The sequence below is a fragment of the Gilliamella sp. W8126 genome, from assembly GCF_016102185.1.
Classification (GTDB): domain Bacteria; phylum Pseudomonadota; class Gammaproteobacteria; order Enterobacterales; family Orbaceae; genus Gilliamella; species Gilliamella apis_A.
This window is the reverse complement of sequence record NZ_JACFPE010000005.1, coordinates 74,470-98,831: the sequence shown is the minus strand read 5'-3', so window position 1 is coordinate 98,831 and position 24,362 is coordinate 74,470. Positions and strand designations below refer to the sequence as shown.

At 32.3% G+C, this 24,362-nt stretch carries 22 protein-coding genes and 1 pseudogene; 11 read left to right on the top strand and 12 right to left on the bottom strand.

Features of this window, described 5'->3' with window-relative positions:
• Window positions 1-1,232 precede the first annotated feature (1,232 nt).
• From H3S74_RS09775 to H3S74_RS09765, 3 genes are all read left to right on the top strand, one after another.
• Entirely contained in the window at window positions 1,233-1,859 is a 627-nt protein-coding gene (locus tag H3S74_RS09775) for a hypothetical protein (protein WP_198247776.1), read from the top strand.
• A gap of 661 nt (window positions 1,860-2,520) precedes the next feature.
• A complete protein-coding gene (locus H3S74_RS09770; protein WP_198247775.1) occupies window positions 2,521-2,721 on the top strand; it encodes a hypothetical protein in 201 nt (66 codons plus the stop codon).
• Between the two features lie 388 nt (window positions 2,722-3,109).
• Window positions 3,110-3,538, top strand: a complete 429-nt coding sequence (locus H3S74_RS09765) for a hypothetical protein (RefSeq protein WP_110447649.1) — start codon at window positions 3,110-3,112, stop codon at window positions 3,536-3,538.
• A gap of 1,337 nt (window positions 3,539-4,875) precedes the next feature.
• Here H3S74_RS09765 and H3S74_RS09760 read toward each other — a convergent pair.
• From H3S74_RS09760 to H3S74_RS09745, 4 genes are all read right to left on the bottom strand, one after another.
• Entirely contained in the window at window positions 4,876-5,037 is a 162-nt protein-coding gene (locus H3S74_RS09760; RefSeq protein ID WP_181414649.1) for a hypothetical protein, read from the bottom strand.
• On the bottom strand, window positions 5,030-5,305 hold the full coding sequence (locus H3S74_RS09755; RefSeq protein WP_110447650.1) for a hypothetical protein: 276 nt from the start codon (window positions 5,303-5,305) through the stop codon (window positions 5,030-5,032). Before H3S74_RS09755 ends, H3S74_RS09760 begins: the two co-directional genes overlap by 8 nt.
• A gap of 525 nt (window positions 5,306-5,830) precedes the next feature.
• Complete coding sequence (locus H3S74_RS09750) at window positions 5,831-6,763, bottom strand: tetratricopeptide repeat protein (RefSeq protein WP_198200204.1); 933 nt, start codon at window positions 6,761-6,763, stop codon at window positions 5,831-5,833.
• A gap of 150 nt (window positions 6,764-6,913) precedes the next feature.
• The gene (locus tag H3S74_RS09745) at window positions 6,914-7,198 is read right to left on the bottom strand and encodes a DUF4190 domain-containing protein (protein ID WP_198200202.1); all 285 of its coding nucleotides are present in this window, start codon (window positions 7,196-7,198) and stop codon (window positions 6,914-6,916) included.
• Between the two features lie 709 nt (window positions 7,199-7,907).
• On the opposite strand from H3S74_RS09745, the pseudogene H3S74_RS09740 reads away from it, so the two are divergent.
• Window positions 7,908-8,249: pseudogene (locus H3S74_RS09740) on the top strand (multidrug efflux SMR transporter); the annotation flags it as partial.
• A gap of 127 nt (window positions 8,250-8,376) precedes the next feature.
• Here the strand turns inward: H3S74_RS09740 and H3S74_RS09735 are convergent.
• Both H3S74_RS09735 and srmB read right to left on the bottom strand, forming a co-directional pair.
• On the bottom strand, window positions 8,377-8,979 hold the full coding sequence (locus H3S74_RS09735) for a peroxiredoxin C (RefSeq protein ID WP_034902551.1): 603 nt from the start codon (window positions 8,977-8,979) through the stop codon (window positions 8,377-8,379).
• A gap of 123 nt (window positions 8,980-9,102) precedes the next feature.
• Window positions 9,103-10,413, bottom strand: coding sequence for an ATP-dependent RNA helicase SrmB (srmB, locus tag H3S74_RS09730; RefSeq protein ID WP_198247774.1), 1,311 nt, complete (start codon window positions 10,411-10,413; stop codon window positions 9,103-9,105).
• A 269-nt stretch (window positions 10,414-10,682) separates the two neighbouring features.
• Between srmB and trmA the strand changes: the two genes are divergently transcribed.
• The 3 genes from trmA (at window position 10,683) to H3S74_RS09715 (ending at window position 14,217) form a co-directional block, all read left to right on the top strand.
• Entirely contained in the window at window positions 10,683-11,780 is a 1,098-nt protein-coding gene (trmA, locus tag H3S74_RS09725) for a tRNA (uridine(54)-C5)-methyltransferase TrmA (RefSeq protein WP_198247773.1), read from the top strand.
• 360 nt (window positions 11,781-12,140) lie between these two features.
• The gene (locus H3S74_RS09720; RefSeq protein ID WP_034902561.1) at window positions 12,141-12,827 is read left to right on the top strand and encodes a heavy metal response regulator transcription factor; all 687 of its coding nucleotides are present in this window, start codon (window positions 12,141-12,143) and stop codon (window positions 12,825-12,827) included.
• Complete coding sequence (locus H3S74_RS09715; RefSeq protein ID WP_198247772.1) at window positions 12,814-14,217, top strand: heavy metal sensor histidine kinase; 1,404 nt, start codon at window positions 12,814-12,816, stop codon at window positions 14,215-14,217. Before H3S74_RS09720 ends, H3S74_RS09715 begins: the two co-directional genes overlap by 14 nt.
• On the opposite strand, the gene H3S74_RS09710 is transcribed toward H3S74_RS09715, so the two are convergent.
• The 5 genes from H3S74_RS09710 to H3S74_RS09690 all read right to left on the bottom strand — a co-directional run bounded on the left by H3S74_RS09710 (window position 14,210) and on the right by H3S74_RS09690 (window position 18,515).
• Entirely contained in the window at window positions 14,210-14,410 is a 201-nt protein-coding gene (locus H3S74_RS09710) for a YaeP family protein (RefSeq protein ID WP_198200194.1), read from the bottom strand. The genes H3S74_RS09715 and H3S74_RS09710 overlap by 8 nt on opposite strands.
• Window positions 14,411-14,448: 38 nt before the next feature.
• On the bottom strand, window positions 14,449-15,411 hold the full coding sequence (gene rfaC, locus H3S74_RS09705; RefSeq protein WP_198247771.1) for a lipopolysaccharide heptosyltransferase RfaC: 963 nt from the start codon (window positions 15,409-15,411) through the stop codon (window positions 14,449-14,451).
• Between the two features lie 2 nt (window positions 15,412-15,413).
• Entirely contained in the window at window positions 15,414-16,460 is a 1,047-nt protein-coding gene (gene rfaF / locus H3S74_RS09700; protein WP_198247770.1) for an ADP-heptose--LPS heptosyltransferase RfaF, read from the bottom strand.
• A 10-nt stretch (window positions 16,461-16,470) separates the two neighbouring features.
• A complete protein-coding gene (rfaD, locus tag H3S74_RS09695) occupies window positions 16,471-17,397 on the bottom strand; it encodes an ADP-glyceromanno-heptose 6-epimerase (RefSeq protein ID WP_198247769.1) in 927 nt (308 codons plus the stop codon).
• 122 nt (window positions 17,398-17,519) lie between these two features.
• On the bottom strand, window positions 17,520-18,515 hold the full coding sequence (locus H3S74_RS09690; protein ID WP_198247768.1) for an SIS domain-containing protein: 996 nt from the start codon (window positions 18,513-18,515) through the stop codon (window positions 17,520-17,522).
• 240 nt (window positions 18,516-18,755) lie between these two features.
• Here H3S74_RS09690 and H3S74_RS09685 point away from each other — a divergent pair, with 240 nt between their 5' ends.
• From H3S74_RS09685 to H3S74_RS09670, 4 genes are all read left to right on the top strand, one after another.
• Window positions 18,756-19,511 carry a DeoR/GlpR family DNA-binding transcription regulator gene (locus H3S74_RS09685; protein WP_086360826.1) on the top strand — a complete coding sequence of 252 codons (756 nt, stop codon included), beginning with the start codon at window positions 18,756-18,758 and terminating at the stop codon, window positions 19,509-19,511.
• Window positions 19,512-19,595: 84 nt separating this feature from the next.
• A complete protein-coding gene (locus tag H3S74_RS09680; RefSeq protein ID WP_198247767.1) occupies window positions 19,596-20,894 on the top strand; it encodes a four-carbon acid sugar kinase family protein in 1,299 nt (432 codons plus the stop codon).
• A gap of 75 nt (window positions 20,895-20,969) precedes the next feature.
• Window positions 20,970-21,971 (top strand): 4-hydroxythreonine-4-phosphate dehydrogenase PdxA, encoded by a 1,002-nt coding sequence (gene pdxA, locus H3S74_RS09675; protein ID WP_198247766.1) that lies wholly within the window; start codon window positions 20,970-20,972, stop codon window positions 21,969-21,971.
• 205 nt (window positions 21,972-22,176) lie between these two features.
• A complete protein-coding gene (locus tag H3S74_RS09670; protein ID WP_363317448.1) occupies window positions 22,177-23,517 on the top strand; it encodes a gluconate:H+ symporter in 1,341 nt (446 codons plus the stop codon).
• A 50-nt stretch (window positions 23,518-23,567) separates the two neighbouring features.
• On the opposite strand, the gene cmoM is transcribed toward H3S74_RS09670, so the two are convergent.
• Window positions 23,568-24,344 (bottom strand): tRNA uridine 5-oxyacetic acid(34) methyltransferase CmoM, encoded by a 777-nt coding sequence (gene cmoM, locus H3S74_RS09665; RefSeq protein ID WP_198247765.1) that lies wholly within the window; start codon window positions 24,342-24,344, stop codon window positions 23,568-23,570.
• Window positions 24,345-24,362: the final 18 nt, after the last annotated feature.

The following is a 24,362-nucleotide window of genomic DNA, read 5'->3' as shown; positions in this document are numbered from 1 at the left end:
CTATAAAATCAATAATTTGCCTGTTGTTTTTCCTTCCGATAAAATCTTAAAAAATATTAAGTGGCGGTAACTATATTTTTAATATGGTTTATATTTTGCCTGTTTACCTAATCTTAAATAACCCCTGTCATAAAAATACTCTTTTGTTAAATTGGATTAATGCTAGCAAAATTTAACGTCGAGATTGACCTCTTGTTAGTTCAACGGTGTATAAACCACTTAAGTGGAATTTTTATGCGTAAAGCTTAGTCACGTCTATTTATGGTGGGCTGGTAAAGGGCTAGAAAGAGCGCCGTTTCATTGAGTGGTAAGACTAACCTTGTTCTGTTCTCAAAATAATATTAATTATAGTACGTTTATTCATCATAAGTATCTATTTCGCTAATCATTTGAACGAATAGAAAATGATTATTTAATTTTAGGAAATTGTTATTTAGGAAAACGCGCAAACATGATGAGGCAAATCGATGGGTTAAAAATAACGTTGGCAAAATATACCCGTGAGCCGTTGAATCAAGCCAATATTGGTACATATATCAAAATTTTGAGGATCACGAATTCAAAAAGGCCCGATATGGAATATGTTAGCGCCTGATATCAATCAAGACATTTATGAATTACCCAAATTTCTAGCTCCCATTAATTCGATTTGGCTGGATAACCTAGAGATAGTATTTAGGCAGCGTTATGTTAAAAATGATTCGCATGCCTAATTTATTTTATATTTATCAAATCAATTACGTAATGAAAAAGATATTGATGAACTAAAAAAGGCGATACAAACAGTCGCGGACTAGGTAACTTTCGTAATTTATTAATGTATGTTCCTAATGGTAAATAGGATGATTTAAAACTTATTCTAGTTGGTGGGGTTGCAGCTAAAGATAACTTTATCGATATTAAATCAGTCATTCAAGATGATGTCTTAACAGCACACCGAGTACCACCATCACTGATGGGGATCTCTCCTAAAAATACGAGTGGATTTGGTGATCCAGAAAAGGCATCAAAAGTATTTGCCCGAAACGAAATTAAACCACTTTAGGTCAGGTTTTTACAGCTCAATGATTGGATGGGAGAGGAGATTGTAATATTTGAACCTTATTTACTTGATTAATTAGCAATATTTATATATAAGAGATAATCGAAACAGATGTAATTAGCATCTGTTTTTTAATCTTAATTTAGGTATAGATAATATGATATGTTTTTGTTGTAAAAAAGAGATACCATTGGATTCAACATTTTGTTGCTATTGTGGAGAAAAACAAAAATCTCTTAATCAATCAATAATAAATCACAATAAAATAAACGGCGATAATAATATAAATAACAATATACTGGGAAATAATTATGGTCCAATAGTTATCAATAATCCTCAAGTTGCTAAAAATGATTGTTTTATGAGTCGAAATAGCATTAAGAAATTAAGTATTGTAGGGAAAACAGTAAAAACAAAATGGATAAGTATTATTAGTGCTATAGGTTTATTAGCTGATATTATAACCATTTTTACAAATGCTTTTACAGATATTTTAAATGTAAACTATTTTGTGATTTTTCTGTTTATACTGTTTTTGGGGATTTTGGCGGTAACTTTTGTAATTGGGTTATTACTAATTAGATGCCGCTTTCTTCTTTTACCATTAGGGTATAGCCTTGAATCAAATAGATATGGAGCGGTTTTTATTACAAAAATTACAGGGAAATGTAATGTACATAAATGTGATGGAAACTTATCACTTAGACAAATAAAAATAAATAAAAATTATAGTGAAAATATTATGCAATGTAATAAAAATCCAAGTCACAAATGGAAATTCGATTATTCTATTTTTGATGATTCTGATTTGAAATAATGACCTATCTTTCTATAACGATACCTGTGAGATTTTTTTATATATATACAGTTTGTCAGAATTTAAAATATTGTTTGATCCTCCGTTGATCTTTCGTTTTCGTGCAGTGTAGTCATACAGTTCAAAATTACAACTTTATTTATACAAAAATGAAATTTATGATATAACTTTTATATTGATTTTTAGAAAGAATTAGTAAGGAGGTAATAAAATGGCATATACAAACAAAGAAAAAATAAAGTTTGAAAGATGTTTATTTAAAATTGCTGAACCAGAGTTAAAAAAAATTTATGGTGATTTCAATATTGTTGAAAATCAAACAGATACTTAACACAGCTATTATATTAAATAATATAGTAGAATAATTAGCATTGAAATTGTAACAGCTGACTCTAAAGAATTAATAGAGAACTTAAATGGAATACGGATGGCTAATCAATTAGCAGTACAACGAGTTATAAATGGTAATCAGATTGCGACATTGATAACTAAAGTAAGAGATAGTTTTAATAGTAACTAGTTATTTCCTAAATACACGTCATCCGCATTTTATAAACTGCCATATTTTAACTACTATAATTATGCTTTTAGAAAAAATTTTCTTTACGATAAATTAATTTATGTTTAATATCAAAATAACTCTGAACTAGATGGAGCTATTTTGATTTTCGATAAAAATAAAGAGTATGCTCTTAATTATTTATCAACTTACTGTCAATTATGTAAAAGCTTGTTTTCAGAAGACGAAATGAAATTAATGGTCAAAGTAAATAAGGAAGTAAATATAAATAACATTGCAGCAGGATCATCAATTCAAGAAAAGTTAATTGAACAGCGATTAGATCAAAAAAGAAAAAACTGAAATAAGTATTAATTCACTTTCTTAATTTTATTATTATTAACCGTAAATTAGTAATTCAGCTTAGTGAAATTGAGAATTTGCTTATATTGATATAGGTGTAATCACTACAATCACAATTTGGCAGTGAACTGAACAAGGTTGGTATACCGCTTTTATGAGAACACGGCGAGCGTTTCAGCTCTCAGGGATTAATCTCAAATGGCTATATACAGGTAAAGAAAGCCCTAACATCAATGACAACATATAGAAAAATCTATTGAATTTTCAAACGATGATTTGGAGAAATTAAAGCGTATTTCGAAATTAAAAAAAGAAGAAGCAATAGCAGATGATGAATATATGCTATTAAAAAATAGTATTTTTAAGAACTAAAAATAAGGATAGGGAGATGAAAAAAATTATTGCATTAGCTTTACCTTTGGCTGCATGCATTTTATTTACATCACCAAGTTTTGCTGATAAAAGCGATGTACTAAGAGAACTAGCTGAAATTGCAAAAAAAAATTATGAAAAAAAATTCGGTGATTTTCCAATAGAAGTTGACGATAAGATGTCATTAAGAAATATAATTTCATCCGATGAATCAATAATTCATGATTACCGTTATAAAGGTAGCATAGATGAATTTCTTCAAAAAGATGTTGATATATATGCAGATATATTTTTTGATAAAAAACTCTGTAAAAACGAAAAATTTGTATCATCTTTTGAAAACTATCTTGTTGATCTTGATCTTTTATATACATTTAACGATAAGACATCGGTATCAACGTTCAATATTAATGGGCTTTGTGAATATTTATATAGCGACGACTAACAATTATGTCTATCAGAAAACAAAAAAATGGCAAGTGGCTTTTTGAGAAATATCTGGAAGATGGGTGGTGCATTCGAAAAACGTTTGTCACAAAAGGCGAGGCCGCATACGAAAACTATATAAAGGAGCAAGCAATAACTAAGCATTAGATTGCTGAAAAAATGATAGGTGGTGCTTATTAGCTCTAATCGAAATTTGGCTCGACGCCCGTGGTAAGGCGTTAAGTGATGGTGAAAATGTGTAAACTAGTTTGCTATTTATTTCTAAAAGCATTAATAATCCACTAGCTAATAAATTTACATCGAAAATTTTTACAGACTACCGCACCAAGCGGCTGAATGGTGAAATATATCGCCCAGAACGAGTTAAAACCGTTGTACCTCGAACGTTAAACCTTGAGTTAGCCTATATAAAATCGATGTTTAATAACTGATACTAATGGGATAATAGAAACATAAAAAACCGGTTGAGCGCATCAGACAATTTACAATTGATGAGCAAGAAATGGCGTACCTGCTCCCAGACCAAATAAAATTGTTACTAGCATCAGCGGAGTAGAGCAAAGCAAAAGATTTAACGGTCATTGTTAAAATTGGTTTAGCAACTGATGCCATATGGAGTACAGTTGAAAGTTTAAAAAGCTCTCAAGTCAAAGACGGGAAAATTACCTATATTAATACTTAAGGCAAGCATAACCCCCGTCCCTATAAATGATGAACTTTTTAATTAAATTCCAAAAAAATGTTCAGCTTTTTACTCCGTATTACTTGGCTTTCCGTTCTGCCATTAAAAGAGCTGAAATAGAGTTACCAGATCAGCAATTATTGTATGTTTTGCGTTATACCTTTGTGACCTTTTTATGATGAATGGTGATAATATATTACTATTGCAAAAAATACTTGGTCATACAGATATTAAAATGACAATGCGTTAGGCTCAATTTGCACCCAATCACTTTGAGGATGCCATTAGACAAAATCCATTTAATAACATCTAAGTGGTGGTAAAATGGCAGCCGTAATTGGTTTTATTCGGTTTTGGTCGGTTATTAATATTATTTTAATATGATTGTCTTCAAAATTTTTTTACTGACTGTTTCTGCGATCTTTTTATAAGATAAATGATTTCGGTTGGCATAAATTGCGATTGATACGTCATTCAGTGTCATTCTTGAGATGTAGTGGGAAAATTAAAATCTTTCACAATTGTATATTTACTATGATTCTGGAGTCTATCAGATCAATCGAATTATCTCTAAACTCTGTGATTACAATTGATTGCGCGAACGATTAATCAATAATTATTTTATCTTTTTTTTTATTTTTCATCTAATAGCTCTAACCCGGCAAAAATAGCTTTTTTTGAGTCCCGCAGATTGTGGCTAATTTTTTGAGGAGTTCACTCTCTTGTTCTGTTAAATATTTACCTGGCAAACGAGGGCGTCCAGCGTTCCTGTCTCGATAAGCTTGTTCATTTTTTCGTTGTCTTTCTCTATTCATAATTTAACTCTGTATCAGATGAAATATAACATTCATCGCCGGGAGATGATTGATAACGATAAATGTATAACTTTTTGCTATTGCAAGTCATTAATAATAGATGCTTATTATCATAGTGCGTATTATACAATTGCCAAAAAGCGGCTTTTGCTAGCTCAAAGTTTGTTGTGTTTGTTCTCGTTTCTAGAAGTACTTCACTTCCGCCTTTTCTTTGTTTTAATACATAAATGCGGTAGTTTTTTAAATCTTGAGGTGCAACTAATTTCATTCTCTTAAATCGTTGTAACTTTCTGTTATTGTACTGAACTTGTACTTTAATGACACTGTATAATAATAAATTGGTCTAGGGTTATTCCTTCACGATCTACTATTAAACATCTTCCTTTTTAAGGATCTTCAAAAAATTAACAATCAAATTCAAATATAACATATTTTCGTTTTTGAAATTTATATTATTAATTAAGATTTTTATTACAAAATGACGTTTATCTTGTTCATCTGTTGTTAAGTAAATTTTACCTAATGATATTGTGATAATGCTTTAACATTATCTAAATTATAAACCCAGCAATATAAACATAATTTCCTGCCTGATAATATTTTGCAGGTCAATTTGATGAGATTTTAATAAATTTATCGCAGTTTACATGTCTAGACTATAATTACATGATTCTAACAATATTATAAGAAAAGCATATTGGGTAAAACTTGCTAAAATGACATCAGTGGTTATGCCTTAATTTTCAAAAATAAAGGGTATTATAAAAAAGAGGGTTATCCCTCTTTTATTCTCTTATATATTAGAACTACACTTAACTACTATTAGAATTGCTAGGCAAAAAGCTAATGTCTTTAATAGTTTATTAAATATTCCATATGTTTTTTTGATATGTATATTAGGTAATGAAAAAAAGAAATATCTGGGTTGGTCTTTTTGATAAATTGTATAGTTTACTTGGATGCATCCAGGGTATACGTTTTTCATAATTCCATAGACTGTTTTCTTTTGTTTTGGATTAATGATTCTATGTTCACCACAACAGAAACATTCTATTGGTTTATTTGTAGGATTATATAATTTTATTTTACATCTATAAGAGAAATCATAATCATAAGTATGAGATGAACTACCGTCACTATGATGAATGATATCTTTTATGCTTCGTTTTGTTACTGTTTGATAATAAATTTTAGCTTGTAGTTGGATACCACATTCTAGCTCTTCAAGCCAATCTCCTATACCTTCTTGTTTTGCTTTCGTTAGTTCATTTTTAACTTTTTGAATATCATTATTTTTAATACTTTCTTGAATAGCTGTATGATATTTGTTGTAGAGCTTCCATTTTTCGTTGTATTGGTAGGTTGTGCGAGCGTCTTCTATACATTTCTTGGATAAAAGTGAATCATTGATAACACCTTTTTCTAAATATTCTAATGCTTTTTTTTCATCAATATTTTTTAACTTATTATAGATATGATAATAAGCATCAGCGATGCCATTTTGCGCTGACTTTTCATAATATTCAATTGCTTTATTGATGTCTTTGACTGTTCCTTCTCCAGTGAAATAACAATACGCTATATTAAATAAAGCTTTGGGATCGCCTGTTTGGGCTATTTTTCCCCATAATATAAATCCTTCATACCAATCAGATGGTAATTTTTCGCCAATAAAGAAAATTTCTTTCTGCTTAATAGCTGAATCAATAGATTGCTGGAATGACATTTTTATTTCCTACTAATTATTTTATCGTGTATTGAGGTTATTTAAATTAATTAAGTAATATTATTCTTATAATTAAGAATTTTTTATTCTGTTAGAATTCTTTATATTTCAAATAGAATATGATTAATTCCTTGTTTTATTTTTAGGCTATCAATCACTAAATAAATACATTGGAATAAGTGGAAAAAAAATAATAATAACCATTACAAATTGTATAACTGCTGAATAAATGCCTATTTGAGCAAATATTAAGCCACTTTTCTCTTTGTTGTATCGAATATCATTTTTAGCTTTTATTCCTAAAACTATAGCTAAAATAAGAAATATTGTGTTTATATAGTTAATATAAAAGGGTATGAATGAGGCAATACCACATATCATAGCCGCCACTGCTATTAAACTTATTGGTTTTCTATCAAATTTTTTTGTTTCCATTCCTACTCCATAAATTTATTTAAAATTTTAAGTTAATAAAAAGTTATCAAATTATATTATGATCGGTTTTACAGATCAATATAATATATTATGATAGTTTAAATCTATTATATGTTGTGTAACTGATCGTTGAAATCTTTTTATTTTTCTAATAAGGAATACGTTAGAATGAAAAAATAAAAAACATAATTTCAATAGTAAACATTTTATTTTATTATGATTTTTTATCTTTTTAATGTCTGAAAGTCTAGGCGGATTATTAAATCGATACAATTATGGAGAGATTAATCATAAAATAATTAGGTAGATCTATTTTACGGATTCAATCTTGTTATAGTATAAATAAAAGCACTTTTAATGACAGATAGCTTGAAAAGAATAAATCATATCAAAAAAAGTTATTAACATTATTATTAGAGTAAAAAACTTTAGATTTGTACAATCTAAAAAGGCACTGCTAAGTCACTAAATTTTAGGTATAATGAATAAGTCATATAGAAATAGCTGACTTTTTGTATTTATTTTTGTAAATAGTGGCAAATTGCTATTCATATTAATTGGTTATTAATAGTTATTGTAAAGCCACCATTTAACACATGTAATATTTCATAAATTATTAACGATTTAGCTCGCTTAATTATCTCAATTGTTCACAAAATATATCATAACAAGTCTATATTCTATTTATTAAAATTTTAACCAATTTGAGAGTAAAACTATGAACGCATATCTGCTACTTTTCGCTGCAATTATCTGTGAAGTGATTGCAACATCTTCACTCAAATTATCTAATGGATTTACTAATCTGACTTTTTCAATAATTACCATAATTGGTTATAGTGCTTCTTTTTATATTTTATCATTAGCTTTAAAAACGATACCGGTTGGTATTGCTTATGCAATTTGGTCGGGAATAGGGATTATCATTATTAGTTTAATTGCTTGGATTTTTTTAAAACAGTCATTGGATCTTGCTGCATTGATTGGTATGGGATTTATTATTTTTGGAGTAGTAATTATTAATCTTTTTTCAAATATTTCAGGACATTGATATAGATTTAAACCCTAATAATAAAAATATTAATTAAGTTTTTTGCATTTTAAAAATAAAAAAACCGGAGTTAAACTCCGGTAAAAGTTAGAAGAAAGGTATGTAAAAATATCAACTTTGAATAAAATTAGATTTCACTTGCGTGTTGTTTTAAGTAGCTAGCAACACCATTTGGATTTGCTTGCATACCTTGTTTACCTTTAGTCCATTGTGCAGGACAAACTTCACCATGTTCTTCGTGGAATTGGAAAGCATCAACAATACGTAGCATTTCATCAACGTTACGTCCAATTGGAAGATCATTGATAGTTTCATGACGAACAACGCCTGATTTATCAATAAAGAATGAAGCACGAAGTGCAACACCTGCTTCAGGATGTTCAACACCGTAAGCTTGCATAATGCTATGTTTGATATCTGCAACGATAGGGAATTTTACTTCGCCAATACCACCTTTATCTTGTGGAGTATTGCGCCATGCATTATGGACATATTCAGAATCCATTGATACACCAATAACTTCTACACCACGTTTTTTGAATTCTTCAAGACGGTGATCAAAAGCAATGATTTCTGATGGACATACAAAAGTAAAATCCATAGGCCAAAAGAATACGACTGCATATTTGCCTTTGATATGTTCGGCTAAATTAAAATTATTTACTATTTCACCAGAACCAAGCACTGCAGATGAAGTAAAGTCTGGTGCCTTACGAGTTACTAATGTCATAAAATGTCTCCTTGTGTAACTAAATTTGTAATTTATTTGTGGTGAATTATAGCAGTATGTATCAATACGCCAAGCTGTTATCAGCGATTGATTTCATAAGTTTAAACTATGATAAATAAATTATTATTCGGTTTTAATTATCGTTTTCTTTGGTTTACCTTTGTTTTTAGTATCTCGATGACGCTGTTTTACCTTTTTCTTTTTCGTATCTTCTTGCTTTTTAGCTACACTTTTTTGTTTAGCTTTTTGTGACGGTTTCTTTTTGGTCACAGGTTTAGGTGCTTTAGTTTTTGGTCGCAATTCATCAATGGTTCTTAATTTAATCAGTTCACGTATATAACGTTCAATTTTTAGTAATAACTCATTATCGTGAGCTTCAACTAACATTATTGCGGTACCTTTTTTTCCAGCACGAGCAGTACGACCAATGCGATGTAAGTAAACATCAGCGGTTTTAGGCGCATCGAAATTGATAACATGGCTTATATCGTCAATATCTATTCCTCTAGCGGCAACATCTGTTGCAACCAACACATTTACGGTGTCATTACTAATTCTTTTGATTGCTTCATTACGTTTGGCTTGAACCATTTCGCCTTCTAGATAACAACTTTGAATACCTGCTTGATGAAGTAATGTTACTAATTCATGTACTCTTTCCCGTTTACGAACAAAGACAATCGTTTTTTTCACTTCTTCTTGTTTCAATAAATGCGTTAATAATGCAACTTTATGGGCAAAATCATCAGCACGATAATAAAATTGCAAAATCTTTTTTCGTTCTTTTCGCGAAGGGTCGGCATTGATTTCGACGGGTTCCTCAAGGATACGATTAGCAAAGCTATGTAATCCATCACCTTCAAGTGTAGCTGAAAATAGTAACGTCTGTTTGCGCCAACGAGTTTCTGCAGAGATAGTTTCTACATCCTGAGCAAATCCCATATCTAACATGCGATCTGCTTCATCCAATATTAACATTTCAACCGCACGGCAATCGAAGTTTTCTTCTTTAATATACTGTAATAATCGACCCGTAGTGGCTATGACAATATCTTGATTTTTACTAAACACTTCAGCATGGTTCATATAAGCAACTCCACCAGTAATGGTGGCGATACTTAGGTGAGTTGATTGCGTAAGCAATTTTGCTTGCTCAGCTATTTGGATTGCGAGTTCTCGAGTAGGGGTTAGTATCAAAATTCGTGGTGGTCCTGGTTTTCGACGAGGAAAATCAAGTAAATGTTGTACAGCTGGAATCAAAAAAGCTAAGGTTTTACCGGTTCCGGTTGGCGCCGATCCTAAAACATCCTTACCGTCTAATGCTACTGGTATAGTTTGTGCTTGGATTACCGTCGGTGTATTAATATTTTGTGCTTGTAGATTGTCAATTAGGATATCATCTAACTGTAAATCGGAAAAAGTTTGTGTAGTCATAGTGCTCTTTTATCTATCATTTTGTCCCACATTATAACGGCAATTGTTATAACTACAATGTTTATCCTTAACTAACATAATCTTTAAGTAACAGAGCCGAAAATAGGTAAGAATAAAAAACAATTTTTCATGATTACCATATTATTTATTGGCCAACTATGAATGGTTAAACTTATCATAATTTATGGTTTATGCTAAAATAACTAAAATAACAAGGTAGCAAACTTAATACTATTCTTTTTAGTTAAATTGATGATCGAATTATAAATATGACAGAATCTTTTTCTAACGACAAATATAACCAGCAGTTACAAAATAAAATAACCAATTTAAAAAAATTATTATCTGATTTTTCATTACCCGATTTACAGGTTTTCTCTTCACCAATTAGTCACTATCGTATGCGAGCTGAATTTAGAATTTGGCATAACGGTGAGGAGCTTTATCATATTATGTATGATAAAAAAACTAAAAAAAGAGTAAGAATTGATAGCTTCCCAATTGCATCACAATTAATTAATCGTGCCATGCAAACAATTTTACCGTTACTTCAATATAACGATAAGTTGCGCCATCAACTTTTTCAGATTGATTATTTTTCCACATTGAGCGGCCAGTTATTAATAACACTCTTATATCATAAAAAATTAGATGACCAATGGATAATAGAAGCTGAGTGTTTAAAACAACAATTAGCGGAGCAGGGTATTTTTGCCAATTTGGTTGGTCGAGCTAGTAATCAAAAAATTGCTGTAAATGTTGATTATGTCGATGAGACTTTACCCATATTTGATAATAACTTTAGTTATCGACAAGTGGAAAACAGTTTTACCCAACCTAATGCTGCTATCAACATTAAAATGTTGGAGTGGGCAATATCCGTTACTAAAGATTCTAAAGGTGATCTTCTCGAATTTTATTGTGGTAACGGTAATTTTTCGATTGCATTAGCACAAAATTTTAGGAAGGTGTTGGCAACTGAAATCGCAAAAGCATCGGTTTATTCTGCACAACATAATATTAAAGTAAATAATATTGATAACTTAATTATTGCCAGATTATCGGCCGAAGAATTTACCAGTGCAATTAAAAAAGAACGACAATTTAATCGATTGCAGGGTATTAATTTAGATGATTATCAATGTCAAACCGTATTAGTCGATCCTCCACGAGCAGGATTAGACGATAATACGCTTGAGATTATCCAAAGTTATCAAAGAATTATTTATATTTCTTGTAATCCTAATACGTTGAAAAATAATTTAGAACAACTTACTAAAACGCATCAAATTGAACATTTTGCGATGTTCGATCAATTTCCTTATACCGATCATATTGAAACCGGTATTGTTCTTCGTAAAAACTAACATCAACCATATTCAATTACGGTTAAATTTGCTAAAATGAAATTTGTTTTATAGTGAATTAGCCGTAATCCATGGATAAATTTACGTCAGTAAGTATTAAAGTCAAAAAAAAACCCTAGATCAACTAGGGCTGCATTAAATTGCAAGGAATGGATGAAAGGAAATAAAACAATGAAACAATACTGTCTAGCCTCATGAATCATTGTGGCGATACTATAACAAATCTAACCCGACTATTTAATGACCATTAGATTACAAAATAGTCATTAAATTGTCATGATGCCATTTCCCTTTTTCATATATCCTATTACTGCATTATGCAATTTCGATAACCTGATAGAACATTAAGGAATATTCAATATGAAATTGTTAGTTGTTGAAGATGAACAAAAAACAGGTGAATATCTACGCCAAGGATTAGTTGAGTCAGGATTTATTGTTGATCTCACCGATAATGGCTTAGATGGCTATCATCGAGCAATGACTGAAGATTATGATTTAATTATTCTTGATGTCATGCTTCCCGATATTGTTGGTTGGAAGATAGTGCAGTCTTTACGTGAAGCTGGTAAAGATACGCAAATTATTCTGCTGACGGCAATGGGGAGTGTTGAAGATAAAGTTAAAGGTCTAAATTTAGGCGCTGATGATTATTTAGTAAAACCATTTTCTTTTGCTGAACTATTAGCAAGAGTTAAGTCATTATTAAGACGAAATGTACCACAGGTTAATAATTATCAATTAAGTATTGCTGATCTTGTTATGGACTTACCTAAACGAACCGTAACCAGAGGTGATAAAAGAATTGATTTAACCAATAAAGAGTTTTTATTACTGGAATATTTTTTACGTTATCCTGGTGAAGTGCTTCCTAGATCACTTATCGCTTCTCAAGTATGGGATATGAATTTTGACAGTGATACCAATGTTATTGATGTGGCAATTAGGCGTTTGCGGAACAAGATCGATGCTGATTTTGAACCGAAATTAATTCATACAGTCCGAGGAATGGGATATAAATTAGATGTATTGGATGAAGAAAACTAACATCATATCATTTCGTATACCACTTATTGTATGCCTACTGACCTGTGGGCTACTTTATTGTTTTAGCTATCTTATTGAACATACTTTTGAAAAAATTTCGATTCAGCAAAATGTCACCGAACTCAATTCTGTCATTACCTCAATCGAGCGTGAGCTGACCTATTATTCACCCGATGAAAATCGTGATGAATTCTTTCAAAATCTTTTACTTATTTTAACTGGTCATCATCATTTATTTGTTTATATTATTGATGATTCAGGAAAAATTGTCTATCGCACCCGAGGTCCAAATTTATCTATTGCTTTATCACAAGAAGATTTTGATCGTTTAATTACCGAAAATAGCACTGCAATTTGGAACATTGATAAATCATCTTATCGTATCGGAGCCTCTAGAGTACTATTAGACGAAGGTCGCCAATATACGACGATAGTTGCAGTAGCGCGTGATTTACAGCTTGAATTTATTAAGCGACTAAGAAATGGTTTGGGTTTACTTATCGTTATTGCTTGTGTTTTGGCTTTAATCGGTTCATTAATCTCAATATATTTTACGCAAAAACCAATCAATCGTTTAATTAAAAAGATTGAAGGTATTAATATGAAAAGTTTAAATTATCGTATTTCAACCAAGTCTGTACCGGTGAAATATGTTAGTTTGGTTAAAGCTTTTAACAATATGCTTCATCGAATGGAAGATGTTTTTGATCGGCAACGCAATTTTACTGCTGATATTGCTCATGAAATGCGCACACCAATTACTAATTTAACCACACAAACGCAAATAGTATTAAATAATGCGCGATCAACTGATGAATATCGAGAAATTTTATATTCTAATTTAGAAGAGTATGAAAAAATGTCTCAAATGATTTCTGATATGCTGTTTTTAGCTCAAGCAGATAATCATCAATTAGTTCCTAATCTTATTGATATTGATCTTCATTCAATGATTAGTTTGATGTGTGAGTATTTTGAACCTTTAGCCGATGAAAAAAATATAACTTTTGAAATAGAAGGTAGTTGTTCTCATATAGAAGGGGATAAAATGATGTTAGGGCGAGCGATAAGTAATATATTATCCAATGCTATTCGATATACTACTGCAAATCAGACAATTAAAATTAGCTTGAGTCAAGTAAATCAAAAACGAATCCAAATTATTATTGCTAATCCAGGTAAAAAGATTGAAAGTCGCCATTTACCACATCTTTTTGATCGCTTCTATCGAGTTGATGAATCACGGCACCGTAATGGTAAAGATAGCTCGGGAACAGGGATTGGTTTAGCAATCGTTAAATCTATTATCGACACGCATAAAGGTCATATTCATGTCGAATCTGATGATTTATCAACTCGATTTATTATTAAACTTCCTACAGTTATTTAACGTCAAAATCGCTGATTAGTAGATTAGCTGCAGCATATGCGGCTTTTTCTCGTAATTCAGTTGGTACTTGTTGATTATCAACTATCTCATTGAGAACTGTCATTACTGCACCTAAAGCATCATCAATATAACCTAAATCATTACTACCAATTTGTGCATATTTTTCCCGAATTAGCTCACTATATTTGTTCATTTTTACTATCCTATAGATTAAAAAAATTTAAATATGATTTAAATAAATGTTATTAACTGTTGATAAACTTCGTCAGCTGTTATGGTTTGCATCATTTTATCTGCTGAAATGATGCTATGTTGGTTTTTTCCATATCCGCCAATAAGCTTCGGATCGGTATTACCAAATAAAGTAATATTAGGTCTATCTAATGCTGCTGTTAAGTGGCTTAATCCAGTATCGACGGATACTACAGCTTTGGCTCCGGCAATAACCGTTGCAATTTCATTGATAGATAATTTAGGTAATACTTCAACGTGTTTGAATCCTTGGGCTAATCGCAATGCACGTTCTTGTTCATGCGGTGCTCCCCATGGAAGTTTAATTTTAAGGCCAGTAGGCTCAATTAACTCAATTAAATTACGCCATGCCGATTCTGTCCAATGTTTTTCATCCCGGGTAGTTGCATGTAGGAAAATCAAGTATTTTTGGTTATCAGGTGGTAATGATGTTAAAAAATGATCAGCAATAGCATAGTCACCAATCGAATCTGGTTGTGAGTAGTTAAGACTTTTTGCAAATAACATACGAACACGTTCAATGGCATGCATCTGTTTAGGAACATGATGTTTTACATCATAAAACCAACTAGCAATTGGTTCTTTTATGCTTTGGCGATCCAAACCATGTTTAATACCTTTCGCTTTACGAGTGATTAAAAACGCACTTTTAATTAGCCCTTGAGCATCAATAATGCAATCATACTGTTTACGCTGTAAGTGTGCTATAAATTGATGGTGTTCTTGGCGAATAGACTTAGCGAACCAGTTTTTTCGCCAACGCCTGATTGCGACCGGAATAATGTCATCTACTGCGAAATGCCAACTGGGAATTTGACAAAAGTTTTCTTCAACCACCCAGTCAAATGTTATGTTAGGTATGCTATTAGCAGCATCTGTTAAAGCAGGTAAAGTATGCAATACATCACCCATAGATGAAGTTTTAACAATTAACACGCGCATAATTAACAGCTCTTTTCACAGCGAACGATAAGATTCATTAATGTTTCAAATACTAAATCTGGTTTTATATCAATAAGGCTTTGATGATAGCCTTGTTCAGCATCACCTTTACGAACGCGATGATAGCCAGTGATTAAACGGATCACTTCTGCTTTATTGGATAGAGGTGGGGTAAAATCAGGACTACTTGGCCCATAGAGTGCGACTAAAGGTTTATCCAGAGCTGCAGCTACATGCATTAGCCCTGAGTCGTTGGTGACGACAGCTTTACACGCAGCAATCAGATTTATTGCTTGCCCTAATTCCGTTTGCCCAGCAAGATTAATACAGTGTTCTCCATGATTCATTTTAGCAATAATTTGTTCGCCAACTATTTTATCTTTTGCTGAACCGAAAATAATAATTTTAGCGTGTTGTTTAACTATCTTATCGGCTAATGCAGCATAATGATAATCAGGCCAGCGTTTGGCGGGGCCAAATTCGGCTCCAGGGCAAAAACCAATTAATGGTTCTTCACTGGTAATATTAAATGTAGATAATGTTTGTTCAACCTCATCGGTTAAAACATTAAGTTTTGGCCATAAAATTGGCTGAGGAATATCTTTTGCTGAGTGGATGTTCTGCTTAGGATAGGCGAGAGCGACATAGCGTTCTACCATTAATGGAAAGGCTTGTTTATCCAGCACTCGTAAATCATTTAATAAGCCATAACGCATCTCACCTTTCCAACCAGTACGTTTAGCAATTTTAGCAAAAAAAGGAATGAGTGCTGATTTAAAAGAGTTAGGTAAGATGATAGCTTGATCGTATTGATTATTGCGTAATTCCTTTCCTAACTGATAACGTTTGCTTAAAGCAAACTCACCATGGCTTATAGGCATAGCGATTGACTGATTTACTTCAGGCATTTTATCTAATAAAGCTCGGCACCAAGCTGGTGCCATCACATCAATTTCAATAGATGGATCTAACTGTTTTAATGTGCGATATAAGCTTTGTGACATCATCATGTCTCCAACCCATGAAGGACCAATAATCAACGTTTTCATTGAGGTTCCTTTATTGTTGGTTTAACCATTGCATATATTCATTTGTTCCTTGAGACACTGTTTTGAACTCAATAGGACAACCTGTTTTCCTGAATTTAGTCAGATCAGCTTGAGTAAAGCTTTGATAGCGTCCTTTTAAGTGTTCAGGGAATGGAATATAATCGATTTCGCCTTTTTTATGATAATCTAAAACTGCATCAGCAACTGATTGGAATGATTCTGCACGACCAGTTCCACAATTAAAAATGCCAGAAACTTTATTTTTCCAGAACCATAAGTTAACCTCAACCACATCGCCAACGTAAATAAAATCACGTCTAAAATTATCACTGCCAGCAAATAATTTTGGCTTTTCGCCTTTGGTTATTTGTTCATTCAAGTGATATGCAACGCTAGCCATGCTACCTTTATGATTTTCACGAGGTCCATAAACATTGAAATAACGGAAACCGCAAATTTGCGAATTTGCATTTGGTAAAATTTCTCGTACGTATTGATCGAATAAAAACTTTGAATAACCATATACATTTAAAGGTTTTTCATAAATTCTATCTTCAATAAAATTGTCACTACGTCCACCATAAGTTGCGGCGGAAGAAGCGTATAAAAAAGGAATATCAAAATCTAAACAATAATGCAGCAAATCTTTTGAATAGTTGTAATTATTTTCCATCATAAATTTGCCATCCCATTCAGTAGTAGATGAACATGCTCCTTGATGAAAAATAACTTCAATGTCCAGATTTTCACCGGAGACTATTGCTGAAATAAACTCATCTTTATCCATATAATCAGCAATATCTAAATCTGCTAAATTGGCAAATTTAGTTCCATCGGTTAAATCGTCTACTACTAAAATATCTTTTCGGCCTAAATCATTTAAACCTTTAACAATATTACTTCCAATAAAACCGGCACCACCAGTAACAACTATCATAATTACAACCTTTAGCTAATGAAATTAATGACACTATAATAACGATTTATTGGCAAATTTTCGAGTTCTCTTTTAGTTATCTTAATTTTGTTTGTTGTTTCTAGATGATCATAAAATTTGATTTAGTGATATATATCTGTGATATGTATCATGCCAATAAATTGTTTTTTATTATCAATCACAGGTAAAACGGTTATTGGCCTAGGTTTATGTTGTTCCATTTTATATAAAGCCTCTGATACATATTGGCTATGTTCAATGGTTATTGGTGTGGTTATCATTAACTCAGAAACTTGAATATCTAACAAATTAGGTTGGTATTGTAATTGTCTACGAATATCACCATCTGTAATTATACCAAGTAATACATTATTGTTATCAACTATCGCAACAGCGCCTATCCCCGAATTCGTCATAGCAAAAATAGCGTCAGAAATAGATTTTTCTGCGGTAATAGCAACCTTTCTATTATGTTTTTCAACTAATTGTTGCACTGTCATTAAACGTATTTGGCCTAGATTTCCACCTGGATGATAAAAAGCAAAATCTTGTGAGCTGAATTTCTTTGCATGCATCACTGATATTGCCAGTGCATCACTTAAGGCCAATTCTACCGTTGTACTTGTTGTTGGTGCTAAATTGAGAGGGCATGCTTCTTTGGATACATGGGCATCTAAATTGTAGGTCGCAAAGCGAGCTAAAGTTGATAATGGATTACCACAAATTGAGATTAATGGAATGTTAATTTGTTTTATAGTCGGTAAAATATTAATAATTTCGGCTGTTTCTCCACTGTTTGAGAGGGCAATAATAATGTCATCTTTTGTAATGCAACCTAAATCACCATGAATAGCTTCTGCTGGATGCAAATAAAAAGACGGAGTACCGGTGCTCATAAATGTAGCGGAAAGTTTACGAGCAATATAGCCAGGTTTTCCCATTCCTGTCACGATAACTCTTCCTTTGGTATGCAAAATTAATTCTACTGCATGTAAAAAAGTTTCATTAATTGAGTTAACAATTTCTTCTATTGCAGCAGCTTCTTGTTTTAAAACTTGTTTGGCAAGTTGCAAAATTTCATTTTTGCTTACCAAAGAACTTTCTGATTTTGTTGTCATATCTAAATTATCCTTATTTATGAATTAAATTAACTCTGGTGAAGATTGAAAAAATAGAAGCATAAATTGTATGCATAAAACCGAAAATAATTTTATTGATTCACAAAAAACTAACCAAGAAAAAGTGAAAGTTTGATTCAGATCACATTTGTTAAACTGGATTGTGAAAGTGTTAAAAGATTAACATTTTGTTGATTATTTTATTACTACAATGGCGCCAACTTAATTGGGAAACTTACTATGAAACAAGAATTACCAAGATATAAAAGAATTTTAGAGTACTTAGATGAATATGATGTTGCCAATATCAATTTACTATCTAATTTATTTTCCGTTTCACATATGAGTATCAGACGGGACTTAAAACTTTTACAAGAAAAAGGATTAATCAAAGTATCGTATGGAGGTGAAATAAAAAGAAGTTTTTTAAATGGCACCCCCCTATATAACATCAAACAGAATCGATTTTCTGAAGGTAAGAAAAGAGTAGGGAAAATAGCGGTAAGTTTATTACAACCAGGGATGGTAATTTTTATTGATGCAGGAACAACGATGCGTGAATTTGCCTTGAATATCAATGTTCCAATTACAGTGATTACTTTAGATTTACATGTGGCTTTGGAATTATCTTCCCGGCCAGAAGTGAACACGATTATTTGTCCTGGTGAAATACAAACAACAAATGCGTCAGCTTATAACACTCAAGCCATGAAGTATCTATCAGAGCAGGTTATTGATTTAGCCTTTATTGGTGCGGATGGTTTTAATCTAGAAGATGGTGCATTGACCACTACACAGATTAAAGCTGACTGTAAATGGATGGCATTATCTAGATCTATTCAATCGGTTCTATTGGTTGATAGCAGTAAATTGGGGCTTAGATGTCGTTTTAAAATCTGCGATTTAAATCGATTTAATTATCTTATAACTGAAAAGCAATTTCCTAGTAATTTTGAAAAACAATTAATAAAACAGGATATTAAATATATTTATTAAGTGATGTAACTAATAGTTAGTTAATTTTGGTAGATGTATAAAAAGTTCATTTATTGAGCTTAATTTTTGAGAGGAAGCAAAAATATGAAAGTTGCCGTTGTAGCTGATGATTTGACAGGAGCTAATGCTACCTGTGCTTTATTAAGCAAAAAAGGGTTTAATGCAATTACATGTTTAGAAAAATTTAATGAAGATCTTTCTAGATTTGATGTGATTTCATTTGCAACTGATTCACGTTCAATACCTTATAAAGAGGCGTATTCACGGGTTGTCGATTGCATAAGCCAGTTTAGCAAATATCAACCTTTAATTAGTAAACGTATAGACTCCACGCTGCGAGGTAATTTAGGGGCAGAAGTTGATGCGGTTATCGACAATGATCCTAATCTAATGGCTTTAGTTGTACCTGTGTATCCATCTAGTGATCGAATTTGTGTTGGCGGATCTTTATTAGTTAATGGTATCCCATTACAGAATACAGCAATGCGTAATGATCCTAAAAATCCGATGACGGAGTCTTCAATTTTAGAATTATTTCGTTGCCAGTCTCGATATCCAGTCTCACATATTGCTCTCAAGGATGTTTTAGAAGGTAAAGATAGAATTGAGCAGCGTTTAAAACAAATATATCAACAAGGTGGTCGAATTGTCATATTTGATGCGACTACGGATACTGACATTAGTGTGATAGCGCAAGCAGCGAATAATGTTAATTTGCCTGTTTTTTGTGTTGATCCGGGGCCATTTACTGCCCAATTTGCTGATCTACGTTATTCATCAGAACGAAAGATGGCCAACAAAGTGTTTGTCGCAATAGGAAGTGTGTCTGATCTTACTCAAAGACAAATAAGAAAATTGAAATATGACCGAAAAGTTTGGTTAGAAACGATATTGGTTGATGAATTGATAGAAATTTCTAAAGACATCAAGAAAGCTAAACCAATTGTAGATAAATTACTGGAAAAGGTTGATCAATTTGATGTGATCGGCATTGATACCGTTGAAATGCCAGAGCATGTTTGTGATTTAGCTAAGTTAGCTGCTAGCAATAATATGAGTATGAGTGAAATTAGTAATACCTTGAATCAGGCTATTGCCGAAATAACTGCTCAAGTCTTATTCCACCCTGAATCTATTATTAGAGGTATTTATACCAGTGGTGGAGATGTCACGGTAAATGTTGTAAATCGATTAGGAAGTAGTGGTTTCTTACTTAAAGATGAAGTTGAGCCATTAACGGTTTATGGACACCTTGTTGGAGGGAAATGTGATGGTTATTCGATAGTAACAAAAGGTGGATTTGTCGGTAACGATAATACTTTAGTTCATTGTATCGACTATTTGAGTACCAAGATTTCATCACATGAAAGCATGAAGCATTAATACCTTATAACTAGTTCAACTTAGATAAAACAACATAAGTTGAGCAAATTTTGAGTAATTTTAAAGGAGTAATAAATGAAACGTCGTTGTTTAATCGGAGTTCCTATGGGCGATCCGGCTGGTATAGGCCCTGAAATTGTCGTGAAAAGTATTGCAGCACCAGAAACATATGAATATGGATGTGTACTGGTAACAGGCGATAAAAAGGTGTTAGCTGATGCGTGTAAGTTTTCAAAAGTAAACTTACAAATTAATGAAATTACCGATCTAACTCAAATACAAGATAAACCTAATGTATTGAATCTTATTCAGTGTGGCGAATTAAATTATGAAACGTTTAAAATTGGCCAAATTGAAGGACAATGTGGTCAAGCAGCATTCAATTATATTAAAGTTATCACTGAGCTTGCTATGGAAAAAAAACTTGATGCCATTGCAACAACACCTATCAATAAAGAATCCCTTAAAGCTGGTAATGTTAACTATATTGGTCATACCGAGATATTAGCAGATCTTACTGATAGTCAAGACCCACTTACTATGTTTCAAGTTCGAGATTTAAGAGTATTTTTCTTAACTCGTCATTTAGCATTGGTCAAAGCTATTGAATCATTAACGCCAGAAAGAGTCTGTGATTATGCTATTCGTTGTAACGATGCATTGGTTAAATTGGGGATCAATAAACCGAGAATGACGGTTGCCGGTATTAATCCACATTGCGGAGAACATGGTCTTTTTGGTCATGAGGATGATGATGTCTTATTACCAGGTATTGAAATGGCTCGTAAACAAGGGATTGATATTAATGGCCCTAAACCAGCTGATAGTGTTTTCCATTTTGCTATGGGTGGTGGCTATGATGCTGTTTTATCTCCGTATCATGACCAAGGTCATATCGCAACGAAAATGGTTGATTTTCATCGTACCATTTCTATCACTAATGGAATGCCGATTCTTCGCACATCTGTTGACCATGGCACAGCAAATGATATTGCCGGAAAAGGAATCGCTAATCCAGTAAGTTTGATTGAGGCTATACGTTTAGCTGCGCTATACGCACCAAATTTCAAACGTTAATAAGTAGCTATTCTTACTTATAACAATTTATTTTTCGGTAATGATTATGTCATTATCGAAGGAGGGTTTGCATATGTCTAAAAAAGAAAATAATAATAAATCACTTTATCCTTATGTCTTATTAAATGGCATTATTTTAGTGGTTGTCGGATTAATTGTTTTTTATCTAGGAAGTTTACATAGTATTGAGAAGAGCAGCTGGCGAATGGTTGCCGGTCTACTTGTTGCAATTACTTTGTTACTATTTATGATTTTGAAAACAAGAATTCAGGCATTTCCTGCATTGATTATATCCGCTTTAATTACTGGCTCATTGGGTGGTATGCCTGGTGAATTTATGATCGCAACGATTAGTAAAGGCTTTGGTAATACGCTCGGTAACATAGGGATCGTTATTGGTTTTGGCGTTATGATGGGGTCAGTTTTGCAGATGAGTGGTGCAGCGCAAAAAATGGCTCAAGTTTTTATTAACCTTTTAGGAAAAGGCAGAGAAGAATTAGCATTAGTCATTATCGGTTTATTAGTGAGTTTGGCTGTATTTTGTGATTCAGCATTTATTGTTTTATTACCGTTAGTGAAAGCTATTTCGCGTAGTACAGGTAAATCAGTAGTCGGACTTGGTTCAACATTGGCTATGGGGCTTGTTATTAGCCACAGTATGATTCCACCAGCGGTAGGGCCATTTGGTGTAGTTTCACAATTTGGTATTGGCCTTGGTGAATATATGCTATGGGCAATGGTTGTTGCTATACCTATTACTATTGCTGGATTTATTTATACTCGCCATGTTGGTCGTAGTATTTATCAAATTCCTACGGAGGATGGTGAGAATTTTACCCGTGAACGTCTAACAGTTACTTCGCAAAATTTAGAAGATGATCAACAATTACCAAGTGCATTAGCATCGTTTGCACCAATTGTCACTCCGATTATTTTGATATTAACCGCTACTTTAGTAAATGAAATGAAATGGGATAATTCTATTGCCATTATGTTAAAAACAATTGGACACCCAATTGTAGCTGTGGGCATTGGTTTATTAATTGCTATCATGGCATTAACTAACTCATTTCCTCGAAAAGATGTTGTGCATCAAATGGAAAATTCAATTCGTTCTGCTGGTATTATATTGCTTGTTATTGGCGGTGGTGGCGCATTAGGAATGGTGTTACGTGACTCAGGAACAGGTCAAATTATTGCTGAATATATTGTAAAAATTGGTGTGCCTGGTATTTTGTTACCATTGACAATTTCAACTTTGATTCGCTTAATTCAAGGTTCTGGTGTAGTTGCCATGATTACCGCAGCAAGTATTACTGCACCAATGATTGGAACATTGGGGGTAAATCCGATTATGGCTGGATTAGGCTGCTCTATTGGTTCATTTATGTTTTCTCATTTCAATGATGCTTATTTTTGGGTAGTGAATCGTTCACTAGGCGTTACTGAAGTTAAAGAACAAATTAAAGTTTGGAGTATGACAACTACCGTACTTTGGGCTGCAGGAACAGTGACATTATTAATTGTTAATGCCATTTTCTTCTAAAAAAATAGGGGAGTGTAAAGGAATATGCTTCCCTTAATCTTTTCTCTAAATTAGTTGTTATTAATTTTTGCGGTAACTAAAATATACCTTGCCAAACTGAGATAGGGTTCAGTTTGGCAAAACTGTTTTTCAATTTCTAATAATTGCTTAAAATGTGTTTCGGCTTTTGACTTATTGGTTAAATAGTCATGAAATAATCGAATACCTATTTTATTGATGATCTCAAAATTTTGTTGGTTCAACCATTGATATACTTGATTTGGATCTCGAGGATAATCGGGAGATAAAGTTTTCTTTTTACGTTTATTAAGACCGGTTTGAGTATATCCAAAATTACCTAAAGTCACTGTTTTAAATAATAGCCCGTGATAGTTATAGAACATTAATGACAAATAACCATCTTGTTTAAGGTATTGTTTGAGCGACTGTATTATTTGGATTGGATCGGCTACCCATTCTAAAACGGCATGACAAATCACAATATCAAATTGTATTTTAATGAATTGCTTTAGATCTTGAATAGGGCAATGAATAAAATTTAAACTTAGATTTTCTTGTTCGGCTTGCTTTCTTGCTAATTCCAGCATTTGCTCGGAAATATCACAAACAGTAATGTTATGACCTAATTTTGCTAGTCGACAAGCAATCTGACCTTGTCCACCGCCTGCATCTAAAATAGTTAATGGTTTATTCGATGGATAGCTAGCTAATATATTTTCTAGCTCTTGCCAAACGATAGCTTCTCGAATCTTACCTTTGTTTGTGCCATAAATGTTTTTGGCAAATTTATGGCTGATATCATCAAAATTACGATCAATTTTTGTCATAGTATAGAGTTATTATTT

What these genes read in the sequence shown, in the direction of transcription:
- cmoM (WP_198247765.1), bottom strand. Translation starts at nt 24,344, where the DNA reads ATGACAAAAATTGATCGTAATTTTGATGATATCAGCCATAAATTTGCC.
- rfaD (WP_198247769.1), bottom strand. Translation starts at nt 17,397, where the DNA reads ATGATAGTTGTTACTGGTGGTGCCGGTTTTATTGGAAGTAATATTGTT.
- H3S74_RS09765 (WP_110447649.1), top strand. Translation starts at nt 3,110, where the DNA reads ATGAAAAAAATTATTGCATTAGCTTTACCTTTGGCTGCATGCATTTTA.
- H3S74_RS09760 (WP_181414649.1), bottom strand. Translation starts at nt 5,037, where the DNA reads ATGAATAGAGAAAGACAACGAAAAAATGAACAAGCTTATCGAGACAGG.
- srmB (WP_198247774.1), bottom strand. Translation starts at nt 10,413, where the DNA reads ATGACTACACAAACTTTTTCCGATTTACAGTTAGATGATATCCTAATT.
- H3S74_RS09670 (WP_363317448.1), top strand. Translation starts at nt 22,177, where the DNA reads ATGGTTGCCGGTCTACTTGTTGCAATTACTTTGTTACTATTTATGATT.
- pdxA (WP_198247766.1), top strand. Translation starts at nt 20,970, where the DNA reads ATGAAACGTCGTTGTTTAATCGGAGTTCCTATGGGCGATCCGGCTGGT.
- rfaF (WP_198247770.1), bottom strand. Translation starts at nt 16,460, where the DNA reads ATGAAAACGTTGATTATTGGTCCTTCATGGGTTGGAGACATGATGATG.
- H3S74_RS09710 (WP_198200194.1), bottom strand. Translation starts at nt 14,410, where the DNA reads ATGAACAAATATAGTGAGCTAATTCGGGAAAAATATGCACAAATTGGT.
- rfaC (WP_198247771.1), bottom strand. Translation starts at nt 15,411, where the DNA reads ATGCGCGTGTTAATTGTTAAAACTTCATCTATGGGTGATGTATTGCAT.
- H3S74_RS09690 (WP_198247768.1), bottom strand. Translation starts at nt 18,515, where the DNA reads ATGACAACAAAATCAGAAAGTTCTTTGGTAAGCAAAAATGAAATTTTG.
- H3S74_RS09680 (WP_198247767.1), top strand. Translation starts at nt 19,596, where the DNA reads ATGAAAGTTGCCGTTGTAGCTGATGATTTGACAGGAGCTAATGCTACC.
- H3S74_RS09755 (WP_110447650.1), bottom strand. Translation starts at nt 5,305, where the DNA reads ATGAAATTAGTTGCACCTCAAGATTTAAAAAACTACCGCATTTATGTA.
- H3S74_RS09750 (WP_198200204.1), bottom strand. Translation starts at nt 6,763, where the DNA reads ATGTCATTCCAGCAATCTATTGATTCAGCTATTAAGCAGAAAGAAATT.
- H3S74_RS09720 (WP_034902561.1), top strand. Translation starts at nt 12,141, where the DNA reads ATGAAATTGTTAGTTGTTGAAGATGAACAAAAAACAGGTGAATATCTA.
- H3S74_RS09735 (WP_034902551.1), bottom strand. Translation starts at nt 8,979, where the DNA reads ATGACATTAGTAACTCGTAAGGCACCAGACTTTACTTCATCTGCAGTG.
- H3S74_RS09745 (WP_198200202.1), bottom strand. Translation starts at nt 7,198, where the DNA reads ATGGAAACAAAAAAATTTGATAGAAAACCAATAAGTTTAATAGCAGTG.
- H3S74_RS09715 (WP_198247772.1), top strand. Translation starts at nt 12,814, where the DNA reads ATGAAGAAAACTAACATCATATCATTTCGTATACCACTTATTGTATGC.
- trmA (WP_198247773.1), top strand. Translation starts at nt 10,683, where the DNA reads ATGACAGAATCTTTTTCTAACGACAAATATAACCAGCAGTTACAAAAT.
- H3S74_RS09685 (WP_086360826.1), top strand. Translation starts at nt 18,756, where the DNA reads ATGAAACAAGAATTACCAAGATATAAAAGAATTTTAGAGTACTTAGAT.